This is a genomic window from Candidatus Frankia alpina, from assembly GCF_902806485.1.
GTDB lineage: Bacteria > Actinomycetota > Actinomycetes > Frankiales > Frankiaceae > Frankia > Frankia alpina.
Map to the genome: position 1 here is coordinate 21,875 of NZ_CADCWT010000014.1, position 22,076 is coordinate 43,950.

The 22,076-nt window shown below is 74.6% G+C and carries 16 protein-coding genes and 3 pseudogenes; 2 read left to right on the forward strand and 17 right to left on the reverse strand.

Features of this window, described 5'->3' with window-relative positions; translation table 11 throughout:
* Positions 1-30 precede the first annotated feature (30 nt).
* The 7 genes and pseudogenes from G6R25_RS03500 to ftsZ form a co-directional block, all read right to left on the reverse strand.
* On the reverse strand, positions 31-414 hold the full coding sequence (locus tag G6R25_RS03500) for a hypothetical protein (protein WP_163551739.1): 384 nt from the start codon (positions 412-414) through the stop codon (positions 31-33).
* Positions 411-1,421, reverse strand: coding sequence for a DNA polymerase III subunit delta (holA, locus tag G6R25_RS03505; protein WP_163551741.1), 1,011 nt, complete (start codon positions 1,419-1,421; stop codon positions 411-413). The genes G6R25_RS03500 and holA overlap by 4 nt, the downstream gene beginning before the upstream one ends.
* Position 1,422: 1 nt before the next feature.
* The gene (locus tag G6R25_RS26135) at positions 1,423-2,238 is read right to left on the reverse strand and encodes a ComEC/Rec2 family competence protein (RefSeq protein ID WP_235947348.1); all 816 of its coding nucleotides are present in this window, start codon (positions 2,236-2,238) and stop codon (positions 1,423-1,425) included.
* A 283-nt stretch (positions 2,239-2,521) separates the two neighbouring features.
* Positions 2,522-2,857 (reverse strand): annotated as a pseudogene (locus tag G6R25_RS28655) (ComEC/Rec2 family competence protein); the annotation flags it as partial.
* A 94-nt stretch (positions 2,858-2,951) separates the two neighbouring features.
* A pseudogene (locus tag G6R25_RS29450) lies at positions 2,952-3,980 on the reverse strand (ComEC/Rec2 family competence protein); the annotation flags it as partial.
* 7 nt (positions 3,981-3,987) lie between these two features.
* Positions 3,988-4,722 carry a ComEA family DNA-binding protein gene (locus tag G6R25_RS29455; protein WP_419469298.1) on the reverse strand — a complete coding sequence of 245 codons (735 nt, stop codon included), beginning with the start codon at positions 4,720-4,722 and terminating at the stop codon, positions 3,988-3,990.
* A 189-nt stretch (positions 4,723-4,911) separates the two neighbouring features.
* A pseudogene (ftsZ, locus tag G6R25_RS29460) lies at positions 4,912-6,120 on the reverse strand (cell division protein FtsZ); the annotation flags it as partial.
* 470 nt (positions 6,121-6,590) lie between these two features.
* Between ftsZ and G6R25_RS03520 the strand changes: the two are divergent.
* A complete protein-coding gene (locus G6R25_RS03520) occupies positions 6,591-8,273 on the forward strand; it encodes a UDP-N-acetylmuramate--L-alanine ligase (RefSeq protein ID WP_163551744.1) in 1,683 nt (560 codons plus the stop codon).
* Between the two features lie 115 nt (positions 8,274-8,388).
* Positions 8,389-8,931: a nitroreductase/quinone reductase family protein gene (locus tag G6R25_RS03525; RefSeq protein ID WP_136448736.1), complete on the forward strand. Its 543-nt coding sequence runs from the start codon at positions 8,389-8,391 to the stop codon at positions 8,929-8,931.
* 205 nt (positions 8,932-9,136) lie between these two features.
* Here the strand turns inward: G6R25_RS03525 and murG are convergent, their stop codons facing one another.
* The 10 genes from murG to mraZ all read right to left on the reverse strand — a co-directional run bounded on the left by murG (position 9,137) and on the right by mraZ (position 22,024).
* Positions 9,137-10,267 carry an undecaprenyldiphospho-muramoylpentapeptide beta-N-acetylglucosaminyltransferase gene (murG, locus tag G6R25_RS03530; RefSeq protein WP_163551745.1) on the reverse strand — a complete coding sequence of 377 codons (1,131 nt, stop codon included), beginning with the start codon at positions 10,265-10,267 and terminating at the stop codon, positions 9,137-9,139.
* Positions 10,268-10,270: 3 nt separating this feature from the next.
* Entirely contained in the window at positions 10,271-11,650 is a 1,380-nt protein-coding gene (ftsW, locus tag G6R25_RS03535; RefSeq protein ID WP_235947346.1) for a putative lipid II flippase FtsW, read from the reverse strand.
* Between the two features lie 53 nt (positions 11,651-11,703).
* Positions 11,704-13,095: a UDP-N-acetylmuramoyl-L-alanine--D-glutamate ligase gene (gene murD / locus G6R25_RS03540; protein WP_163551747.1), complete on the reverse strand. Its 1,392-nt coding sequence runs from the start codon at positions 13,093-13,095 to the stop codon at positions 11,704-11,706.
* A 4-nt stretch (positions 13,096-13,099) separates the two neighbouring features.
* Positions 13,100-14,167: a phospho-N-acetylmuramoyl-pentapeptide-transferase gene (gene mraY, locus G6R25_RS03545; RefSeq protein WP_163551748.1), complete on the reverse strand. Its 1,068-nt coding sequence runs from the start codon at positions 14,165-14,167 to the stop codon at positions 13,100-13,102.
* Between the two features lie 49 nt (positions 14,168-14,216).
* Entirely contained in the window at positions 14,217-15,620 is a 1,404-nt protein-coding gene (locus G6R25_RS03550) for a UDP-N-acetylmuramoyl-tripeptide--D-alanyl-D-alanine ligase (RefSeq protein ID WP_163551749.1), read from the reverse strand.
* Positions 15,617-17,230 carry a UDP-N-acetylmuramoyl-L-alanyl-D-glutamate--2,6-diaminopimelate ligase gene (locus tag G6R25_RS03555; protein WP_419469297.1) on the reverse strand — a complete coding sequence of 538 codons (1,614 nt, stop codon included), beginning with the start codon at positions 17,228-17,230 and terminating at the stop codon, positions 15,617-15,619. The genes G6R25_RS03550 and G6R25_RS03555 overlap by 4 nt, the downstream gene beginning before the upstream one ends.
* A gap of 88 nt (positions 17,231-17,318) precedes the next feature.
* Positions 17,319-19,574 carry a peptidoglycan D,D-transpeptidase FtsI family protein gene (locus tag G6R25_RS03560; RefSeq protein WP_163551752.1) on the reverse strand — a complete coding sequence of 752 codons (2,256 nt, stop codon included), beginning with the start codon at positions 19,572-19,574 and terminating at the stop codon, positions 17,319-17,321.
* Positions 19,571-20,365, reverse strand: a complete 795-nt coding sequence (gene ftsL / locus G6R25_RS03565) for a cell division protein FtsL (protein ID WP_163551754.1) — start codon at positions 20,363-20,365, stop codon at positions 19,571-19,573. Before ftsL ends, G6R25_RS03560 begins: the two co-directional genes overlap by 4 nt.
* The gene (gene rsmH, locus G6R25_RS03570) at positions 20,362-21,348 is read right to left on the reverse strand and encodes a 16S rRNA (cytosine(1402)-N(4))-methyltransferase RsmH (RefSeq protein WP_136448054.1); all 987 of its coding nucleotides are present in this window, start codon (positions 21,346-21,348) and stop codon (positions 20,362-20,364) included. The genes ftsL and rsmH overlap by 4 nt, the downstream gene beginning before the upstream one ends.
* A 244-nt stretch (positions 21,349-21,592) precedes the next feature.
* On the reverse strand, positions 21,593-22,024 hold the full coding sequence (mraZ, locus tag G6R25_RS03575) for a division/cell wall cluster transcriptional repressor MraZ (RefSeq protein ID WP_163551756.1): 432 nt from the start codon (positions 22,022-22,024) through the stop codon (positions 21,593-21,595).
* Positions 22,025-22,076 lie beyond the last annotated feature (52 nt).

Here is a 22,076-nt window from a genome sequence, read left to right on the forward strand (position 1 = left end):
CCGCCACCCTCAGCGTGACCAGCACGACGCCTACCGGGTAGCCGGGTCGCCCGGCGAGTTCCGCGCCGTCGCGGGATCCGAGTCCGCCGGATCGCGGTCCGCCGGGTGGAGCATCCGGTCGAGCAGCTCGTGGTAGGCGACCATCGCGGCGACGGCCGGCGGCAGGACGCCCACCACCCAGGCGCTCGCCAGATCCCCCAGCGCGACGACCACCGTGACCAGCGCGGTGACGGTCATGAGCAGCGCGCGCATCCAGCCCGCGGGCAGGACCCGCAGCCCGAACCAACCTCCCGGCGGCGGCGCGTCGGAATCGTCGGACTCCCCGGCGTCGTGCCCCCGAGCCGGCCCGGGCCAGCCACCCGCGCCGCCCTTCGACGGGGACGGCCCGGCCGGCGGGGGCTGTGCCCCGGTCATGGACGCCCGCCGCGGTAGGCCCGATCCCGGGGGAAGGACCGCGCCGCGGCTACCTCGCGCAGGAGCTTCTCCAGCGCGTAGCCGGCGTCCACGGACGCCCCCTTCACGCCGGCGTCCGCCGTCGCCGACGCGCGCAACGCGAGCCCCAGGCCCGGATCGGACCAGGCACGCGCCGAACGCTGCGCCTTCTCGACCTTCCAGTCGGGCATGCCGAGCGCGCGGGCGAGGTCCCACTTCGTCCCCGGCCCCGCCGAGGACACCCGAGCGAGATCCCGCAGGCCGCCGGCGACGGCGCTGGAGATCAGCACGGCAGCGGTCCCCCCCTCGATCGCCTGGCGCAGCAGCGTCAGCGCCTGCGGCAGGTCACCGCCAATGATCGCGTCGGCGACAGCAAACCCGCTGGCCTCGGCACGCCCCCGGTAGAAACGGGCCACCGCGGCCTCGTCCAGCAGGCCGCCCTCGGTGTCGGCAACGAGCTGGTCGCACACGGCGGCGAGCTCGCGCAGATCGCCGCCGACGGCATCGAGCAGGGCCCGCACGGCGCCATCGCTGATCCGCCCGCCGAGGCGGCGGACCTCGGCGACCACGAAGTCGTGCCGGTCCCGCGGCCTGGTGATCTTCGCTGCCGGGATGACCCGGGCGCCCGCCGCCTTCATGGCGTCGGCCAGCTTGCGATTCTTCACCGCGCCGCTGTGCACGAGCACCAGGATGACGTCGTCGAGGGGGTGACTGAGGTAGGCCAGCAGCGCGTCGCGTAGCTCCTCCCCGAGGTCCTGCACCCCCCGGACGACGACCGCCCGGCCACCGCCGAACATCGACGTGGCGCCGAGATCCACCATGTCCGCCTCGGTGAGCTCGGCGGCCGCCCGCTCCACGATCTCCACCTCGGGATCGCGGGCGCGGGCCGCGTCGAGCACCTCGCGAACGGCTCGACCCACGAGCAGGTCCTCGTCCCCGGTGACAAGGACGAGCGGGGGCGCTGGAGAAGCTGGCACGCGGGTGAGCATGTCACGATCCGTTCCCCGACCGGCGGCGCACCACCGAGACCGGGTCGCGCTCCGCCGCGAGCCGGGCCGACGGATTCGCTCCGGGCTCGGGACATCGCTGGCCTGGTTGGCCGGTTCCGGGCGGTGTCCCCGGTGCGACCACGGCGAGCGCCCCGTCCCGGTCGGTTCGGGCGACGGACATCCCGGCCCGCCGAAGCGTGCGCAGGGTCGATGCCGCCGGATGGCCGTAGTCGTTACCCGCGCCGACGCTGATCAGCGCGAAGCGGGCTCCGGTCGCCGCAAGAAAAGCGGAATCCTGATTGGCGGACCCGTGGTGCGGAACCTTGAGGACGTCGGCCCGCAGCCCGGCCCGGGCCTGCGGGTCGCCGAACGACAGCCGTTGAGCGGTTGCCTCCATATCCCCGGTGAGCAGGATGCTCGCGGCGCCGACCCGGGCGGAGAGCACCAGGCTGTCGTTGTTGGGATCGCTGTCGGTGCCGTGCAGGACGATCCGGGGCGCCAGCACCGTCCAGCAGACCGCGCCTGCCCGGCCCCCCGCGCCGGCTCCGATGGTGCGCAGCGGCACACCCGCCCGGTCCACCCATCGACGGACCGAACGCCACTGGCCCGCCGGCTCCCGCAACGGGCCGACCAGCACCTCCCCCACCGGCAGCCGGCCGAGCACGCCGGGGAGCCCATCGACGTGATCCGCGTGCAGGTGGCTCAGGACAATCATCGGTAGGCGGCGCACGCCGAGCTCGTCGAGGCAGCGGGCGAGCAGGGCCGGATCGGGCCCCGCGTCGACCAGCACCGCACTGCCGGGCCCGGCCGACAGCACCAGCGCGTCTCCCTGCCCGACGTCGCAGGCCACCAGCCGCCAGCCGGCGGGCGGCCACGAAGCGAACCGCTCGACGACGGCGCAGCGCGCCAGGAGCAGGCCGACGGCGGCCGCGGCGGCCACCCGGCGCCCCCACCGCCGGCGCAGTACCGCCACCGCGGCGACCACGGCGAGCGCCGCCGCGGTGGCCCCCAGGACTCCCTCGGGCCAGCCGACAGTGGCCGCCGGGAGGTGGGGCCACGCAGCGACGCGCGACCGTCACCAACCACCAGCAGGGCAGGTCCGCGACGTGGGCAAGCAACCGCGCGAGCGGCGGCGACACGGCGGCGACAACCAGGACTCCGACGCCCAGCACGGTCGCCGCGGGCACCGCCACCACGGCGAGGACGTTCGCGGGGATCGCGATCAGGCTCAGGCCGCCGCCGATCCACGCCAGCAGCGGCGTGCAGGCGAGCTGCGCGGCCGCCGCCACCGCGAGCACCTCGGCGAGCCGGTCGGGCAGCCGCCGCGCGAGGGCTGCATGCCACCCCGCCACAAAAACGATCATTCCGCCGGTGACCAGGACGGACAGCGCGAAGCCGGCGGAGACCGCGAGGGCGGGCTGCGCCAGGACGAGCACGGTGACGCTCGCGGCGAGGGCAGGCAGGGACTGCCCGGCGCCGGCCGGCGGCGAGCGCCGCCAGTCCGATGAGCCCCATCACGGCGGCACGCAGCACACTGGCGGAGGGCCGGGCGAGCACGACGAACCCGAGCAGCACGGCCGCGCTGCCCGCCGCCCGCCAGCGCAGACCGCGGCGCGCCCAGGCCGACACGACCAGGGCGGATGCGGTGACGACGGCGACGTTGCCGCCGGAGACCGCGATCAAATGTGACATCCCGGCCTGGCGGAAGTCGACACGCAGGCCCTCGTCGAGGCCGGATACATCCCCGACGACGAGCGCCGGGAGCAGGCCCCGTCGCGGTTCGGGCAGCCCGGCGGCCGCATCGCGCAGGCCGGCCCGCAGCCGGCCGGCGAAACGCTGCAGCGCGGTGGGTTCCCCCCGCAGGCGTGGCGCTCCGGTGGCCAGCACAACCGCGGCAACGGTGTCGCCGGCCCGGGGAACGGCGAAGCGGCCGACGACGTCCAGATGCTGGCTGGGCAGCAGACCACCCCAGCCGGTGCCCCGCCCGAGCAGGACCGCCGAGGCACGCAACCGCACCGCGACGGGCCCGGCGGCGACCCGCTCCAACCGGACGGGCACGACGAACGTCGTGGCGGCGCCCGTCGGCGGACCGACCGAGGGCGCGGACGTGGCGGCCCGCCGCGGATCGTCCGTGACCACGACCCGGGCAGTCATCGCCGCCCCCCGCCGCACCAGGTCGGCGAGCGGGCCCGTGTCGCCGGGACGCGTCGCCAGCCCGCCGGCGAGGACTCCGACGGCGAGAAACACCACGGCCGTCAGGGCCGCCGCGGCAGCCGGGGCCAGGACGTCATCGTCGCCGTCGATTGGCGCCGACGGCGCGCTGCGCCCGCTGCCGGTACGGCGAACACGCACCAGGCGGACCCGGATCAGCAGGCCCACCGGCACCGTCAGGACGACGGCGGCGGCGGCGAGCGCGGCGCCCGGCAGCGACCAGCGGACCGCGCCCGCGGCGCCGGCCCAGGCAGCCAGCGCGGGCATGACCAGCCGGGCGTCGGCCGGCTGCGCCGCGGGCGACGGTGGAGGCAGTGCGAGGCCGGTCTCCATACCCAGCGCGACCATCGCCGCGTCACACCTTCACCAGCGGCAGCAGGTCCGCCAGCCGCTTGTAACCGAGACCGGTGACCTCCCCGAGCTGTTCCGGCGAGCGGAAGGGACCATGCTCGGTGCGCCACGCAACGATGCGCCCTGCCAGCACCGGACCGACTCCGGGCAGGCCGTCGAGCTGCTCGGAGCTGGCGCTGTTCAGGTCGATCGGACCGCCCTGCCCGCCCCCGCCGCCATCGGAACCGCCGCCGCTCGTACCAGCTGCGGTGGACGCGCCGGGCGCCGGGACGGCCATGGCGGGCGGGGGCCCGGGGCGGCCGTCGACGAGGATCTGTTCACCGTCGACCAGCACCCGGGCGAGCCCGATGCCGGTCGTGTCCGTGCCGGCGAGCACTCCCCCGACCCGGTCGATCGCGTCGACCACCCGCGATCCGGCAGGCAGCCGGATCGCGCCGGGCCGCGTCACCCGGCCGGCGACGTCGACCACCACCTCAGTGGCCGCGCCGGTGCTGGCCGCCGGGGACGCGACCGCGGCCACCGCGCCCACCGCGGCGGTCCGGCCGACGGCCGTCCTGGCGTCGACGGAGCCGCCGTCCGGGGTCCCGTCCGGCGCCGCGACCACCACCGAGGGCCGCTGGGCCGGCGCGGCGACTGACACCGGCCGGTGCTGCCAGGCGAACCAGGTGGCGAGGAACGCGGCTGCGAGCGCGAGCAGGGCAAGGACCAGCGTCGCGCTCGCGGCCGGCGCCGTCACCACGCCGTGCAGGCTGGCCGAGAACCGGTGCGTCAGTCGCTCGCGAATCCCAGGCCAGCCACGCTCCGGCGGGACGGGACGATCGACGGTGGCGCCGCCATCGGTGCCACGCGGGGTGGATCGCCCGTCGGCGTCGTCGCGATCGGCCCATCCCAGGACAGCGCCGTCGCCGTCGGCGTCGGCGTCGGCGTCGGGCCACTCGTCGTCGTCGGCGGCGAAGATGCCTTCGCGCACCCCGATGGGCGGCTGCGGCTCGCTTGCGGGCGGGGGCGGGGGCGGGGCCTGCGCCGCCCGGGTCGACCCGTTCGGGATTGTCGGGAGCGGCGGAAGGATCGTCGTCGCCGGCGAGGAGGCCGGGGCCGGGGCCGCGCTCGCGGTGCCGCTGCCGGCGACCCCACCCTGGCCGTGGGGCCGCCGCGACTGCTGCGCGTGTGGCGGTCTGATCCGCCGGTCCTGCACCGTGTCGAACCCGGCGGCGATGACCGTCACCCGCACCTCGTCACCGAGCGCGTCGTCGATCACCGCGCCGAAGATGATGTTCGCCTCGGGGTGGGCCGCGTCCGCGACGAGCTCCGCGGCCGCGTTGATCTCGAACAGGCCGAGGTCCGAACCGCCGGAGATGTTGAGCAGGACGCCCTGGGCGCCATCCATGCTCGCCTCCAGCAGCGGGGAGGCGATGGCCTGTTCGGCGGCCACCGTGGCCCGGTCGTCACCGCGGGCCCGCCCGATACCCATCAAGGCGCTGCCGGCGTGCGACATGACCGTCTTCACGTCGGCGAAGTCGAGGTTGATCAGACCAGGGGTGGTGATCAGGTCGGTGATGCCCTGCACACCGGAGAGCAGTACCTGGTCGGCGCTGCGGAAGGCGTCCAGCACGCTGATGTCACGGTCGGTCATCGCGAGCAGGCGGTCGTTCGGAATGACGATGAGCGTGTCGACCTCGTTGCGCAGAGTGTCGATACCCGTGTCTGCCTGCGTCGCGCGGCGCCTGCCCTCGAAGGTGAACGGCCGGGTCACGACACCGATGGTGAGCGCGCCGAGCGAACGTGCGACGTTCGCCACGACGGGGGCGCCACCCGTGCCGGTGCCACCGCCCTCACCAGCGGTGACGAAGACCATGTCGGCCCCCTTGAGGACTTCCTCGATCTCCTCGCGATGGTCCTCGGCGGCCTGCCGGCCCACCTCGGGATCGGCCCCGGCGCCGAGGCCCCGGGTCAGCTCGCGACCGACGTCGAGCTTGACGTCGGCATCACTCATGAGCAAGGCCTGGGCATCGGTGTTGATGGCGATGAACTCGACGCCCTTGAGACCGACTTCGATCATCCGGTTGACGGCGTTGACGCCACCACCACCGATCCCGACGACCTTGATGACCGCGAGATAGTTCTGTGGGGCAGCCATGCGGTGTCGGTCCTCCAGCGGCGTCGGTGGTCGGACGGGGGGATACCCCGCCCCTGCGGCGCCGCGGGATGGCGGATTCACGCGGCGAGCGGGGGAAGTAGTCAGAGTCTCAACCTTCACCGTCAGCTAGACAGTTACAGTTATGTCAACTTCCGACTGTGAATCGGACAGTAGGCACGGCTACGGCAGTGGTCAAGGAAGCTGTCGGCGCGGCGCGCACCTTCCTGCCACGTCCGCTTCGTCACAAAGCCTTCCCCGCATAGCGCCTTCGGCGCGATGCGGGGGCCCCTGGCCCCGGTGTGGCAGCCGAATTCCGTCGGATCGCCTTCGGCGATCCTCCTGGAGTGGCGGCACTGTCCGCGGTGATTCCCGGCGACCGCGGGCCGAGGAGGCCAGGGGTCCCCGGGGGCCGGCGGAGCGCGATCAAGGCGGAGCGCGGCGGGATGCGGGTGTGATGGTGTACTGCCTGCGTGACCCGTCAGCGCACCCAGCACATCCACTTCCTCGGCATCGGCGGCGCCGGCCTGTCGCCGCTGGCCCAGATCCATCTCGCCGGCGGCGGGAAAGTCAGCGGCAGCGACGCCGAGGACTCCCCCCGCGTGGCGACCCTGCGCGCCCGCGGGGTGCCCGTCCGCGTCGGACCCCCGCCGGCCGCGGACGCGATCGCCGCCGAACTCGCCGGCGTGGATGTCGTGGTCGCCTCCAGCGCCCTCGCCGACGATCACCCCGAAATCGTCGGCGCCCGATCGCTGGGTCTGCCGGTCCGCCGCCGGTCCGAATGGCTGCCGGAGCTGACCGCCGGCTACCGGCTGGTCGCCGTGGCGGGCTCGCACGGCAAGTCGACCACCTCGGCGATGCTGACCCTGGTGCTCCGCGCGGCCGGGCTCGACCCCACCGCGGTCATCGGCGCGGAGGTCTCCCAGCTCGGCGGCAACGCGCTCGCCGGCTCCGGCGACGTGTTCGTGCTGGAGTCCGACGAGTACGGCGGCGCCTTCGCCGGTCTCGAACCCGCCATCGCCGTGATCACCAACGTCGAGTGGGAGCACCCGGACGTCTTCCCGGACGAGGCGTCGGTCCAGGCCGCCTTCACCGCGTTCGCCCGCCGGGTGCGCCCGGGCGGCCGCCTGGTGGTCTGCGGGGACGATCCGGGAGTCGCCGCCGTCCTCGCCGAGCTGCGCCGGCAGGCGGCGCCCGCGGCCGCGTCGGTGCTCGACTACGGCTTCGGGACGGATCGCCGGTGGCGTGCGGTGGACGTCGCCACCGTAGCCGGGGACGACACGGCCCGCGCCGTCGTCCTGCATGCCGGGCAGGAGGTGGGCGACCTGACGCTGGCGGTCCCCGGCCGGCACTCGGTCCTCAACGCGCTGGCGGTCCTCGCGGTCGCCAGCGAGCTGGGCGTCGCGCCTGCGCAGACCCTCGCGACGCTCGCGACCTACACCGGCGCGGCCCGCCGCTTCGAGTTCGTCGGCTTCTGGCGAGCCGGCACGCCCATTCCCGCCGCCATCCCGGCCCCCCCCACACCGACCGACATCGCCCTCCCGTGGACCGTGCCCCCGGCCGCCGACGCGCCGGTGACGGCGACGGCGCTGGCCCCCGCGGCCGCCCCCGACCGGTCGGGGGCCATGCCGGCCCACGCCGGCAGCCCCCTTCCGCGATCGCAGGCCCTGCCGGCCACCGCCGTCGCCGACCCGATGGGCGGGTGGAGCCTGGAGATCATCGATGACTACGCGCACCACCCGACCGAGATCCGGCTGACGCTCGCCGCGGCCCGCGCCCGGGCGCACGGCCGGGCGGTGTGGGCCGTACTCCAACCGCACACCTACAGCCGGTTCGCCGCGCTACTCGACGGCTTCGCCACCGCCTTCGCCGACGCCGACCGGGTGTACGTCACCGACATCTACGCCGCCCGGGAGACCGATGACCTCGGCCGGCACCCGATGGACCTGGTCGCGCGGCTGGCCGGGCCCGCAGCAGTCGGTTACGTGCCCTGGCCGGAGCTGGTCGACCGGCTCGCCGTGGACGTCCGCGACGCGCTGGGCGGCCGGGTCCCCGCCCAGGCCGGCGGCGTCCTGCTGCTCACCCTGGGCGCCGGTACGATCACGACGGTCGGGCCGCGGCTGCTGGCGGCGCTGCGCGAGGAGACGCCGCGCTGACGCCGACGCGGCGCCACCGGTGTGATCCTCCCGGCCGTGACGCTGCGTCGATGGTTGACTGCCGCAACACGTCCACCGCCGGCATGGCCGGCGGCGACCGGTGAGGATCAGGTGGATGTCAGACACGCAGGACCCCCGCAGCCCCGGCTTCGACATCCGAGCAGTCAACCAGACCGTGATCGCCGAATACCGGGCGACCGGCGGAGCACTGGAGAAGACACTGCCCGGCTCCCGACTCGTCCTGCTGACGACGACCGGGCGGCGCAGCGGGCGGGAACACACCACGCCGCTCGGCTACGTCACCGACGGCACCTCCGACGCCGCGGCGGCCGAGGACCAGGCCGGCGGCGAGAACCAGGCCGGCGGGACTGCGCAGACCGGCGGGAACGGGCAGGCCGGCCGGCCCGGTCGCATCATCGTGTTCGCGTCCAACATGGCCGCCCCAGGGCATCCGGACTGGTATCGGAACCTCACGGCCAACCCCAAGGTCACCGTGGAGCTCGGCACCGGCCGGTTTGCCGCGCAGGCGTCCACCGCCACCGGGGCAGAGCGGGAGCGGCTCTACCAGGCGCTGGTGGAGACCATGCCGGGTATCCGCGGCCACCAGGAACAGGTCGAGCGCGAGATCCCGGTGGTCGTCCTGGCCGAGCTGGGCTGACGCTCCCCCGCCGACGCCGGCCCACCGCGGGGTTCGGCGCGCCTACCGGCCCTCACACCATTCGTATCTTTCTGTGGTCAGTTGTGCGCGAAATCGTGCCGAGGTGTAGTTACGGTTTTCGGCCCGAAAACCGTGCTTAGGCCTCGGCACGACGATCTGGCCGGAAACTGGAGCGAGAGTCACGCCGGTGACGCGGAATCACGTGTCAGGAGGCGGCGTGGCGGGGCCTGGTATGGCGCCGGGTCGCCGCCGCATCGCGGACCAGGGCGACGATCGCCGCGGCGGCCTGGGGGTAGCCGGTGCCCGCACAGGCCGCCGACATCTTCGCCAGCTGCTCCGGCGAGGTGAGCACCGGCAGCACGTTCGCCAGCAGCCAGTCCGCGTCGAGGTCGGCGTCGTCGACGAGCAGGCCGCCGCAGGCCTCCACCGTTGGCAGGGCGTTGCGGCGCTGCTCACCGTTGCCGTGTGGGAGTGGCACGTAGGCCGCCGGCAGGCCCACCGCGGCGAGCTCGGCGCAGGTCATCGCGCCGGAACGGCAGAGCGTCATGTCGGCGGCGGCGTACGCGGACCCGATGTCGTCCAGGTAGGGGAGCAGCTCGTAGGGGGCCGGCAGGCCGCGGGGCAGCGCCGCCGCGACCCCGTCGAAGTTCTTCGGCCCGGCCGCGTGCAGCACCTGGACGCCCGCGCTGGCCAGCGGGTGCGCCGCCGCGATCATGACCTCGTTCAGGCTGCGGGCCCCCTGGGAGCCGCCGAAGACGAGCAGGGTCGGGCGATGCGGGTCAAGCCCGTAGCGGGCTCGCGCGGCGCGGCTGGCCGCCGGCGAACGGTCGAGGGTGAGAATCTGCGCGCGCAGCGGGATCCCGGTGAGGGTCGCACCGCGCAGCGGGGTACTCGGGTACGAGGTGGCGACGAACGAGGTGAACCGGGCGCCGAGCCGGTTGGCCATCCCGGGCAGCGGGTTCGCCTCGTGGACCACGATCGGAATGCCGCGGCGCCGGGCGGCGAGATACGCCGGCACCGACACGTAGCCACCGAAGCCGACGACGACGTCCGCCCGGACCCGGTCCAGGGTCGCGCCCGCCTGGCGCACCGCGTCGAACAGGCGGACGGGCAGCTTCAGCAGCGCGGGCGTGGGCCGACGCGGCATCGGCACCTTCGGCACCGTCGCCAGCTCGTAGCCGCGGGCCGGCACCAGGCGCGCTTCCAAGCCGGTGGCCGTGCCCAGCAGGGTCAGCTGGGCACGCGGCTCGGCGGCGCGCAGGGCATCCGCCACGGCGAGCGCGGGTTCGACATGGCCGGCTGTCCCGCCGCCGGCGAGCACTACGCTTCGCAACATCGGTCAAGACGATGTCACATCGGGCCGGCCCGCGGACCGCCTGGTCCCGGTCGCTCGTCCACCGGTGCCGGATGCTGTGTCGGGGCCGTCGGCGGGCACGAGCTCCAGGTCGGGTCGCCGGGCGCGGCGGCCGGGCAGCCGCGGCCGCCGGCGCGCCCCGGCGCGCTCGGCCCGGGCCGAGCGGCGCTCCTCGGCCCGTCGGGCCAGGTACTTCGCCGCCGCGGGCTCCGAGCGGGCGAAGGAGAGCAGCATCCCGAGGGCGGCGAGGGTGGGCAGCAGCGCGGACCCGCCGAAGGACACCAGCGGCAGGGCGACACCGGTGATCGGCAGCAGGCCGACGACCGCCCCCATGTTCACCACCGCCTGGACGATGATCCAGGCGGTGACCCCGGCGGCGGCCAGCCGGACGAACAGGTCGTCGGAGCGGTGGGCGATGCGCAGGCCCGCATAACCGAGCACGCCGAACAGCCCGACCACCACGAGGCTGCCGATCAGGCCCAGCTCCTCGCCGATGATCGCGAGAATGAAGTCGGTGTGCACCGCGGGCAGCAGCTCCGGCCACTTCGCCCGGGACGCGCCGAGCCCGTCCCCCCACCAGCCGCCCGTGGACAGCGCATAGATGCCCTGGACGGCCTGGAAGCCGTCGCCGCTGGCGTCGGCGAAGGGGTCGGTGAACGACAGCAGCCGCCGGATCCGGTAGGGCTCGACGACGGCGAGCACCGACGCCGCGAGGATCATCGAACCGAGCACGGCGCCGTAGAAACGCTTCGGGGTACCGATCACCCACAGGATGGTCAGCGGGACGACCGTCACGCAGATCGCGCCGCCGAGGTCCGGTTCGAGCAGCAGCAGCAGGTCGATGAACAGGAACATCGGGACCAGCGGGATGAACAGGTGCTTCGGGTCGGCCAGCAGCCGCCGCTTGCGCACCAGCAGGTCCGAGCACCACAGCACCAGCGCGATCTTCGCCAGCTCGCTGGGCTGGATGGTGATCGGGCCGACGACGATCCACTGCCGGGCCCCGCCCCGCACGCTGCCGATGCCGGGGACGAGCACAGCCATGAGCAGGAACACGGTGCCCGCCAGCAACGGGTAGGCAAACGCCCGGAACGCCCGCACCGGCAGCCGGCTGGCCGCGACGACGATCGGCAGGCCGATGCCCACCCAGATCGCCTGCCGGATGAACAGCGTGTACGCCGAGCCGAACAGGGCGTAGGAACGCACGCTCGACGCCGAGAGCACCATGACCAGCCCGAGCAGCAGCAGCAGGCTGGCCGAGGACAGCAGCAGGTAGTAGGAGGCGAGCGGCCGGTCGAGCAGCGGCACCCGCAGCTCGGCGGTCTCGCGGTCCACCAGGTCGTCGTCACCGGAGCGGGCGGCCACCGGCCGCACCAACAATCCGGAGGAGGGCGACACCGGCCTCGAACCAGCCACGGCTACCCCTCTCGTGCGCGCACCGCTTCGGCGAACAAGTCTCCGCGGGCCGCATAGTCGCGGAACATGTCCATCGAGGCCGCGGCCGGCGCGAGCAGCACCGTGTCGCCGGCGCGCGCGAGCGCCGCCGCGGCCTTCACCGCATCGTCCATGCCGGCGGCCCGTTCGACGGGGACATCGGAGGCGTGTCGGGCGAGCGCGACGCCTATCTCCTCGGCGCAGCGGCCGATGAGGACCGCGCCGCGCAGCACGTCACGGGCGTCGCGGACGAGGTCGTCGAAGTCGAGACCCTTGTTCAGGCCGCCGGCGATCCACACGACCGAGGGGTAGCCCGCCAGAGAGGCGGCGGCGGCGTGCGGGTTGGTCGCCTTGCTGTCGTCCACCCAGCGGACGCCGTCGATCACGGCGACCTCGGCGTTGCGGTGGGCGCCGGCGCGAAAATCCGCGAGCGCGGCGCCGATCGCCGCCGGGTCCACGCCCTCGGCGCGGGCCAGCGCCGCCGCGGCGAGCGCGTTGGAGATCAGGTGGGGGCCCACGACCCGCAGGTCACGCAGGGCGACGAGCCGGCCGCCACCGAAGGCGTGGTCGACGAGGTGACCGTCGACCACGGTCAGCCCCGGGGCGGGTCGGGCCCCCGGGTCCCGGCCGAACAGCACACGGCGGCCTGGCGCCCCCGCGAGCAGCCGGGTGCTCGCCGCGTCGTCGGCGTTGCCGACGACGATCGTCGTGGGATCGCGCCAGATCCGCGCCTTGGCCTCGGCGTAGGCGTCCGCGCCGCCGTGCCAGTCGAGATGGTCCGGGGCGACGTTGAGCACGGCCGCAGCCAGCGGTGCCGCGGTGAGAGTGTAGTGCAGCTGGAAGCTGGACAGTTCGACGGCGAGCGTGTCGTAGGGCGGCTCGGCGGCCACGGCCTCGACGATCGGCGTGCCGATGTTGCCGGCGGTGGCCGCGCGCCGGCCCCCCGCGACGAGCATCGCCCCGAGCATCTCGGTGGTCGTGGTCTTGCCGTTCGTGCCGGTCACGGCGAGCCAGCGGGTGGCGCCGCGCCAGCGCCAGGCGAGCTCGACCTCCCCCCACACCGGCACCCCCACCGCCGCCGATCCGGTGACCAGCGGCGCGGTCGGCGGGACGCCCGGCGAGGTCACGACGAGCCCCGCCCCGCCGGGACCTGCCGGCAGCCCGCCGAGCTCCACCGTCGCGCCGAGCGCCCGCAGGTCGGCGGCGGCCGCGCGGTGCCGATCGGAGTCGCCGGCGTCGACGACCCGCACCCGGGCGCCGCGGCCGAGCAGCGCCCGGGCCGCGGCGAACCCCGACACCCCGACCCCGACGACCAGCACCGGCAGCCCCGCCCAGGTGCGCGGCGCCGCGGCGTCGGCCGCCTGCGTGGAACCCATGGGGCTAGCTACCTCCGTGGGAGAGGAACTCGGCGTAGAACAGGCCGAGCCCGAAGGCCACCGCGAGGCCGGAGACGATCCAGAACCGGATGATCACCGTCGTTTCGGGCCATTCGGCGAGTTCGAAGTGGTGGTGGATCGGCGCCATGTTGAACACGCGTTTCTTCGTCGCCTTGAAGAACGCCACCTGGATCAGGACAGACAGGGTCTCGATGACGAACAGGCCACCGAGGACGACGAGCAGCAGCTCGGTCCGGCTGACGATGGCGATGCTGGCGAAGGCGCCGCCGAGCGCGAGCGAGCCGGTGTCCCCCATGAAGATCTTCGCCGGGCTGGCGTTCCACCACAGGAAGCCGAAGCAGGCGCCCATCGCCGCCGCCGCGACCAGCGCCACGTCCAACGGGTCGCGCACCGCGTAGCAGCCCGCCGGGGAGTCCCCCGGCTCGCACAAGTTGCCGAACTGCCAGAACGAGATGACCACGTAGGCGCCGAACACCATCGCCGACGTGCCCGCGGCGAGGCCGTCGAGGCCGTCAGTGAGGTTCACCGCGTTCGACGTCGCGGCGATGATGATCCAGGCCAGCAGCGGGAAGCCGATGATGCCGACCGACAGGGACGTGTCACGCACGATCGAGATGTACGTCGACCCCGGCAGCAGCCCGGCGTCGTTTTTGAACCGGACCGCGAGCAGGCCGAACGCGAGCGCGACCGCGGCCTGGCCGGCGAACTTCATCCGGGCGGTGAGCCCGAGGCTGCGCTGCTTACGGATCTTGATCCAGTCGTCGAGGAAGCCCACGATGCCGAGCCCGGTCATCACCAGCAGCACGAGCAGCCCCGAGGCGGTGAAGCCGATCCCGGTGACCAGGTGAGCGAGGAAATAGCCGACCAGCGTCGCCACGATGATCACGGTGCCGCCCATGGTGGGCGTGCCGCGCTTGGTCAGGTGGCTCGACGGGCCGTCCTCGCGGATCTCCTGCCCATAGCCCTGCCGGCGGAAGAACCGGATCACCCAGGGGGTGCCGAGCAACGACACGACCAACGCGACCATGGCCGCGATAAGAACGCCTCTCACGCGGGTGTCACCCGCGTGTGTTCGCCTCGGTACACCCAGCGGTCCGTACTCATGCCCCCTCGATCCCGGCGCCGACCACGCCGAACCTTGTCACCACGTCCTCGGCGACGCCTTCCAGGCCGTAGGACCGGCTGGCCTTGACCAGCACGACGTCGTCCGGCCGGGCGAGCGCGACCACCGTCGCCACCGCCTCGTCCGCGTCCGCCACCCACACCGACTCGCCGTCCCAGGAGCCCTCCAGCGACGCCGCGAGTCCGATGCGCCGGGCCGCCGGCCCCACCGCGATCACCTGGTCGATCCCGAGCCGGACGGCGAGCCGGCCGAGCGCGTCGTGCGCGTCGTCGGCCGCGTCGCCGAGCTCCCCCATCCCGCCGAGCACCGCGATCGCCCGGCCCGCCCCGCGCATGTCGACCAGCGTCGCCAGCGCCGCCCGCATCGACTCGGGGTTGGCGTTGTACGCGTCGTTGACGACGACGACCCCGGCGGCGGTCCGGGTGACCTCCATCCGCCAGCGGCTGCGCGCCCGCGCCGCCCCGAGCGCCGCCGCGGTCCGCTCGGGGCTCAGTCCGAGGCGCAGGGCGACGGCCGCCGCCGCGAGCGCGTTGGGCACCTGGTGCGCGCCGACGAGGCCGAGGGTGACCCGGTGGCGTTCGCCGCCGGCGAGCAGGTCGAACGAGGCATGCCCCAGCTGGTCGACGCCGACGTCGACGCCGCGCACGTCGGCCCCGGCGCCCTCGCCGAAGGTGACGACCTCGGCGCGTGCCCGCGGGGCCATCGCCGCCACCAGCGGATCGTCGGCGTTGAGGATGACGGCGTCGCGGGCGGCCTCGGCGAGCTCGCCCTTGGCCGCGGCGATCCCGCGCCGGCCGTCGGCGTACTCGCCGACATGCGCGCTGCCGACGTTGAGCACCGCCCCGACGGACGGGCGGGCCACCGCGCACAGGGTCGCGATGTGCCCGAGGCCGCGCGCGCCCATCTCCAGCACGACGAACGCGGTGTCCACCTCGGTGCGCAGCAGGGTCAGCGGCAGGCCGATCTCGTTGTTGAACGACCCGGGCGCGGCCACCGTCGGGCCGAGCTCGGCCAGCAGGTCCGCGAGCAGATCCTTGGTCGTGGTCTTGCCCGCCGAGCCGGTGACGGCGACGACGGTGGCGCGGGCGGTGTCGCGCACGTGCGCGGCGAGGGCGGCCAGCGCGGCCGACGGATCGGCGACGACGACCGCCGGCACGCCGACTCCCCGGGCGGCGAGCACCGCCGGCGCGCCCGCGGCCACCGCCGCGGCGGCGAAGTCGTGCCCGTCGGACCGGGCGCCGACCAGGGCGGCGAACAACGTGCCGGCGCCGACCTGGCGGGAGTCCACGGCAACCGCACGGACCACGGCGGCCGGGTCGTCGACCGCGTCGAGGCGCCCACCGGTCGCCGCGGCGACCTCGGCGAGGGTCAGCGGGATCATCCGCGCGCCACCGCGTCCAGCGCCGCCCGCAGCACCGCCCGGTCGTCGAACGGGGTCACCACCCCGGCCTGCTCCTGCCCGGACTCGTGCCCCTTGCCGGCGACGACGACGGCGTCCTGCGGGCCGGCGGCGGCGACGGCCGCGGCGATCGCGGTGGCCCGGTCCGGTTCGACCCGCACCCGGCCCGCCGCGCGCGCGGCGGCCGGCACCCCGGCGAGCATCGCGGCGAGGATGTCCGCCGGGTCCTCCGAACGCGGATTGTCGTTGGTGAGGATCGCGAGGTCGGCGAGCGTGGCGGCGGCGGCGGCCATGAGCGGGCGCTTGCCGCGGTCACGGTCGCCGCCGCAGCCGAGCACGATGATGATCCTGCCCTTTGCCAGGGGACGAACGGCCGCCAGCAGCGTCGAGACCGCGTCCGGGGTGTGCGCGAAGTCGACCAGGGCGAGGAACGGCTGGCCGGCGTCGACCCGCTCCATCCGACCTGGCACGCCGGGCAGCGAGCCGATCCCGGCGGCCGCGGCGGCCGGATCGACCCCGACCGCGACGAGCAGCGCCAGCGCGCCCAGCGCATTGGCGATGTTGAACATACCGGGCAGCGGGACGGACAGTTCCACCCGCTCGCCACCCGGCCCGGCGGCCAGTAGCTCGCTGCCGCCGGGGCCGGCGGTGACGGCGCGGGCCGTCCAGTCGGCGGGGCCGTCGACGGCGAAGGTGACCGCGTCCGGGCGCCGGCGGGCCAGCCGCCGGCCCCAGTCGTCGCCCACCCCGATCACCGCGGCGGCCGCCCGGCCGGGCGCGAACAGCGACGCCTTCGCCTCGAAGTAGTCCTCCATCGTGGGATGGAAGTCCAGATGGTCCTGGCTGAGGTTGGTGAACAGCGCCCCGGCGTAGTGCAGCGCGTCCGCCCGGTGCAGGGCCAGCGCGTGGCTCGAGACCTCCATGGTGACCGCGTCCACGCCCCGTTCGACCATGGCCGCCAGCAGCGCCTGCAGGTCGCCGGCCTCCGGGGTGGTGTGGGCGCTGGCGAGGTGCTCCCCGGCGATGCGGGTCTCCACCGTGCCGATCAGCCCGGTGGTGTGGCCCGCCGCGCGCAGCCCGGCGTCGAGGAGGAACGCGGTCGTCGTCTTCCCGTTGGTTCCCGTAACGCCGAGCAGGCGCAGCGCCGCCGACGGATCGCCGTAGACGCGGGCCGCCACCGGGGCGAGGGCGCGGCGCGGGTCGGCGCTGACGAGCACCGGCAGCGCGGCCGCCGGGCCACCTCCGGCGGCGATCCGCCGCGCGCCCTCGGCGTCGGTGAGCACTGCCACCGCGCCGCCGGCGATCGCGGCGGCGGCGAAGTCGGCACCGTGCACGTGCGCGCCGGGCAGCGCCGCGTACAGGTCGCCGGGCCGGACCTGGCGGGAGTCGTGGGTGACGCCGCGCACCACCGCGTCCGGACCGGAGCCGGCGGACCGCACAGCGGGAACAGCGGGCGCGATGGGCACAGCGGGAACAGCGGGCGCGACAGGCACAGCGGGCGCCGGTGGGAGCGCCGCGGCCGTGAGCACCGCGCGCAGATCAGCCAGGCCGCACGCGGTCGGGGCGGCCGGTCGGGGTGCCGGTGGGGTCACGCTGACGACCTTAGTGGGAGCAAGCGCGGCCATCGGCAGGGGCGCCCGGGCACGGCGGTGGTCCATTGCGCCGGCGGACGGGTCCGAACTACTTGTCCAGGTCGAGCAGGAGCGGCGACGGCTTCGTCGTCGGTTGCGGCACGCCGAGGGTGGTCAGGGCGAAGCTCATCACGCCCTGGAACACCGGCGCGGCGACCTGCCCGCCGAAGTACCCCTTCTTCGGGTCGTCCAGGACGACCTCGACGACGACCTTCGGATCGTCGGCCGGGGCGAAGCCGATGAACGACGAGACGTAGCCCTGGTACCCGCCGTGCACCGGGTCCGGCCGGGACGCCGTGCCGGTCTTGCCGGCCACCCGGTAGCCGGAGATCTCGGCGAGCGGCGCAGTGCCCTCGTTCGTCGCGACCGCCTCCAGCATCCGGCTGAGCGTTGACGCGGTCTGCGCGCTGATCACCCGCTGGCCGGGAAGATGCGGGGTGACCTGGACGGTTCCGTCCGGACCGGTGACGGCGTCGACGAGCCGGGGGGTGACCCGCACCCCGCCGTTGGCGACGGTGGCGTAGACCGACGCCATCTGCAGCGCCGTCGCCGACATGCCCTGCCCGTAGGAGATGGTCGCGGCCTGGCTGCCCGACCAGTCCTTCGCCGTCGGCAGCAGGCCAGTGCCCTCGCCGGGGAAGTGCAGCCCCGTCTTCGCGCCGAGGCCGAAGGCCCGCAGCGCCTGCTCCATCGCCGGCCGCCCGACCCGTTCGGAGACCTCCACGGTGCCGATGTTGCTGGAGCGGGCCAGCACCCCGGCGGTGGTCAGATGCTCGACGCCGTGCTTCTCGGAGTCCTCGATGCGCACCCCCCCGCGAACGATGGACGGCGGGATGGTCAGCGGCGTCTCCGAGGTGATGAGCCCGCGGTCGAGCGCGGCGGCCATCGTGATGACCTTGTTGACGCTGCCGGGCTCGTAGGCGTCCCGGGTCGAGCGGTTGCCCAGCGCCGACTGGTCCCGCGGGGTGATGTTGTTGGGGTCGAACTGGGGCGCGTCCGCCATCGCGAGGATGTCCCCCGTCCGGGGATCCATCACGACGACCGTGCCGCCGTCGGCCTCGGACGAGCGCACCGCGTCGGCGATGGCCTGCTGGGCGTTCCACTGGATGTCGCGGTCGAGGGTGAGCCGCAGCGCCGAGCCGGGGACGGGGTCGAGTTGCCGGCTCTGTCCGGAGGGGATCTCGATGCCCTCCGGGTTGGCCTCCAGCCGGCGCTTCCCGTCGGTTCCCCGCAACACCTTGTCGTACTTGAGCTCCAGCCCGCCGCCGCCCTCCAGCACGTCGCCGTCGCCGTACCGCATGAACCCGACGACGTTGGCGGCCAGCGGGCCGGCCGGATAGGTCCGGCCGCGTTCCTCGGTGATGCCGATGCCGCGCAGCTGTAGCGCGCTGACCTTCTTCGCGATGTCGGGGGTCAGGCGGCGAGCGAGGTAGACGAACTTGATGTGCCTGGTCGGGTCCGTCAGCCGCCTCGTCAGCTCGGCGATGCTGTCGTCGAGCACGGGAGCGAGCTTGCGGGCGGTCGCGCCGATGTCCTTGACATTCGTCGGATTCGCGTAGACCGCGCGCAGCTCGACGTGCTGGGCGAGGGTGTGGCCGGACCGGTCGGTGATCGCACCGCGCACCGCGGGCAGCACGATCGTGCGCAGCCGTTCCGCCTCGGCCTGCGCCGCGTAGGTCGACGCGGAGAAGCCCTGGAGCTGGGTCAGGCGCAGCGCGAGGACGCCGAGCAGCACGCACATGAACACGATCGTCACCCGAAGCCGCCGCCGCGGGCTGCCCAGCCGGTAGTTGCGCCGGACCGGCGGTCGCGGTGGCCGGCGACCGCCGCCGGCACGCCCGCCGCCCCGGGCCGCCCGACCCCGCCCGGCACCGGACCCGCGGGACGCCCCTCCCGGCCGGTAGACGCGCCGACCCTGCGCCACGGCACCGTCGACGTCGTCGACCCCGTCGTAGTCGTAGTCGTAGTCGTCGAGGTCGTCCCGGTCCTGGTAGCGGCCCTCGTAGCCGCGGGCGGTGCGCGCTCGGCCGCGTCCCTGCGCCGTGCCGCTCCGGGTCGTGCCGCTCCGGGTCGGGTCACCTCGGCGCGCCCGCGGATGCTCCTGCGCGCCTCGGGCTCGATCCGCCCGCTGGCCGGGTCGGCCGCGTGGGCGGCCGGGGTCGTCGTAATCCCAGTCGTTCACCTGGCCGTGATCCGCGTCGTCGTCGCGGCGCCGCCGGCCTCCGCGCACGGAGGCCGGCGGCGGGGTCACCAGCCGTAGCCGGTCCCGCCCACGGCGAGATGAGCCGGGGGGAGTGGAACTCACCGCCCGGGCCCACCCCGGTCAGCGCCGACGGTGCCGGTCGAGGTCGCCGTGCCGGCCGGCGCCCCGGTGCCCGACCCGCTGCCGGCGGCACCCGCCACCGATGCGGTCTCCGGAGCCGATGCGGTCTCCGGAGCCGACTGCGACCCCAGCGCCGCGCCGGCCGCCGAGGCGCCGGCCGTTCCGCCGCCGGTCGCGGCGGTACCCGTACCGGCTGTCGTACCCGTACCGGGCGGGGGCTGCTGGCCGGCCGGTGCAGGCACGATCACCAGTACCGATCCGCTGCCCGGCTCCCGGGACAGCACCCGGGCACCGAGCGGCAGCGGCGAGCCCGGTGCGAGGTACTCGGGCACCCCACCGGGCACCAGGCCGAAGTGGCTGGCCTGGTTCGCCAACGCCGCCGGGTCGGAGAGCTGGTCGGCCCGCACCGCGAGCGACTGCTCCTCGTCCGCCAGGGCGGATGCCCGGTTACGCAAGGTGTTCTCCTGGAACGAGTTCTCCATCAGCGCAAGATTGAGCCCCAACAGACCCAGCAGACCGGCGCCGAGCAGCACCAACAGCAAGACGACGAACGGTCCCTTGCGGGCCCCCGGCTGGGCCGGGCGGACCACCGTGAGCCGCGTCCGGGCAGGGGGCCGCCGCAGCGGAGGGTCGAGAACCGGAGCCGTCGCCGCGGCGGTACGCGCCGCCACGGTGCCCGGCGCTCGGCCTGCCCGGGCTCCGGTGGACGGGCCACCGGAGCGGCCACCGCCGCCCCGCCCCGCTCGAGCAAGCGGCTGCGCGGGAGCGGTCACGATGCACCTCCGGGGGTGGGCTGGGCGCGGTCCGGGTTCGGAGCCGTACGTTCAGCGGCCCGCAACCGCACGGACGCCGCCCGCGGGTTGTCGGTCTTCTCGACCTCGCTCGCCGGTTCCGCGCCGCGGGTGAGCCAGCGCAGCCGCGGCTCGGCACCGGCCGGCACCACGGGCATGTCCGGGGGCACCAGCGTCTCCGCGTAGCCGCGCAGCTCCCGCTTCACCAGCCGGTCCTCGAGGGAGTGGTAGGACAGCACGACGAGCCGACCGCCGACGGCCAGCGCGTCGAACGCGGCGGGCATCGCGCGGGCGAGCACGTCCAGCTCGGAGTTGACCTCGATGCGCAGGGCCTGAAAGGTGCGCTTGGCCGGATTGCCGCCGGTGCGCCGCGCCGGCGCCGGAATGGCGTCGCGGACGAGGTCGACCAGCCGCGCCGACGTGGTGAACGGCTCGTCGGCGCGGGCCCGGACGACCGATTCCGCGATGCGGCGGGCGAACCGCTCCTCGCCGTAGTGCCGCAGGATCCGCGCCAGCTCGACGGCGCCGTAGGTGTTGAGGACCTCGGCGGCCGTCCGGCCGCGGGTGGCGTCCATCCGCATGTCCAGTGGCGCGTCCCGGGAGTAGGCGAAGCCGCGCGCATCGGTGTCGAGCTGCAGGGACGAGACGCCGAGGTCGAACAGGACGCCCTGCACCCGCGGCCACCCGAGCTCGGCGAGGACCGTGCCGATCTCGTCGTAGACGGCGTGGACAAGCCGGACCCGCTCGGGCGCGAGCGCACCCAGCCGCTCGCCGCTGTGCGCTAAAGCGTCAAGATCGCGGTCGAGACCGACGACGCGGACTTCAGGGAAAGCGGCGAGCAGGGCGGCGGCGTGCCCGCCCAGCCCCACCGTCGCGTCCACCACCACGGCTCCCGGCGTGCTCAGGACAGGGGCCAACAGTTCCAGCACACGATCGGTCAGCACGGGTGTGTGCGTGGCGTTCAGTGCTGAGCCTCCCTCGACCGCTCGTGGACCTCGTCTTCAGAATGTGCTGACGGGCTCGTCCGGTGCGGCGGCATCTCGGCAAAGGCATGCGGGTACCGCCGATGCGGCGGGAGCGCCGGGCATGGCCAGCCCTGCATGCTCCCCACCGCGCCGGCCGCCGGGGAAGGGGCGGCCGGAGGGACGGGTGCGAGCGTAGGCCGGAACACGTGGGCCGGACATCCGGATCGCGAGATCCCAGGGCAGCTCAGATGACTCCGGGCAGGACCTCCTCGGACAGCTCGGCGAAGCTCTCCTCCTGGCCTTCCAGGTAGGCCTGCCAGCGTTGGGCGTCCCAGATCTCGACCCGGGTGTTCGCCCCGTTGACCACGCAGTCGCGCGTCAACCCTGCGTAGGTGCGCAGCGGGGCGGGAATGGTGATCCGCCCCTGCCGGTCCGGCACGTCATCGGCAGCCGAGGAGAAGAACACTCGGCTGTAGTCACGCAGCGCCTTCGCCGTGACCGGGGCGGTGCGCAGGGACTCGCTGATCCGGGTGAACTCCGCCATCGGAAAGACGTACAGGCATCGTTCCTGCCCCTTAGTGATCACAAGCCCCCCCTCCAACTCGTCACGGAACTTCGCGGGCAGGGTCAGCCGCCCCTTGTCATCCAGCCGCGGCGCGTGGCTGCCGAGAAACACCGGCAACCTCCCCGCCACTGCCAGGAAGACAGCGCCAGGTCACCCCGCGATG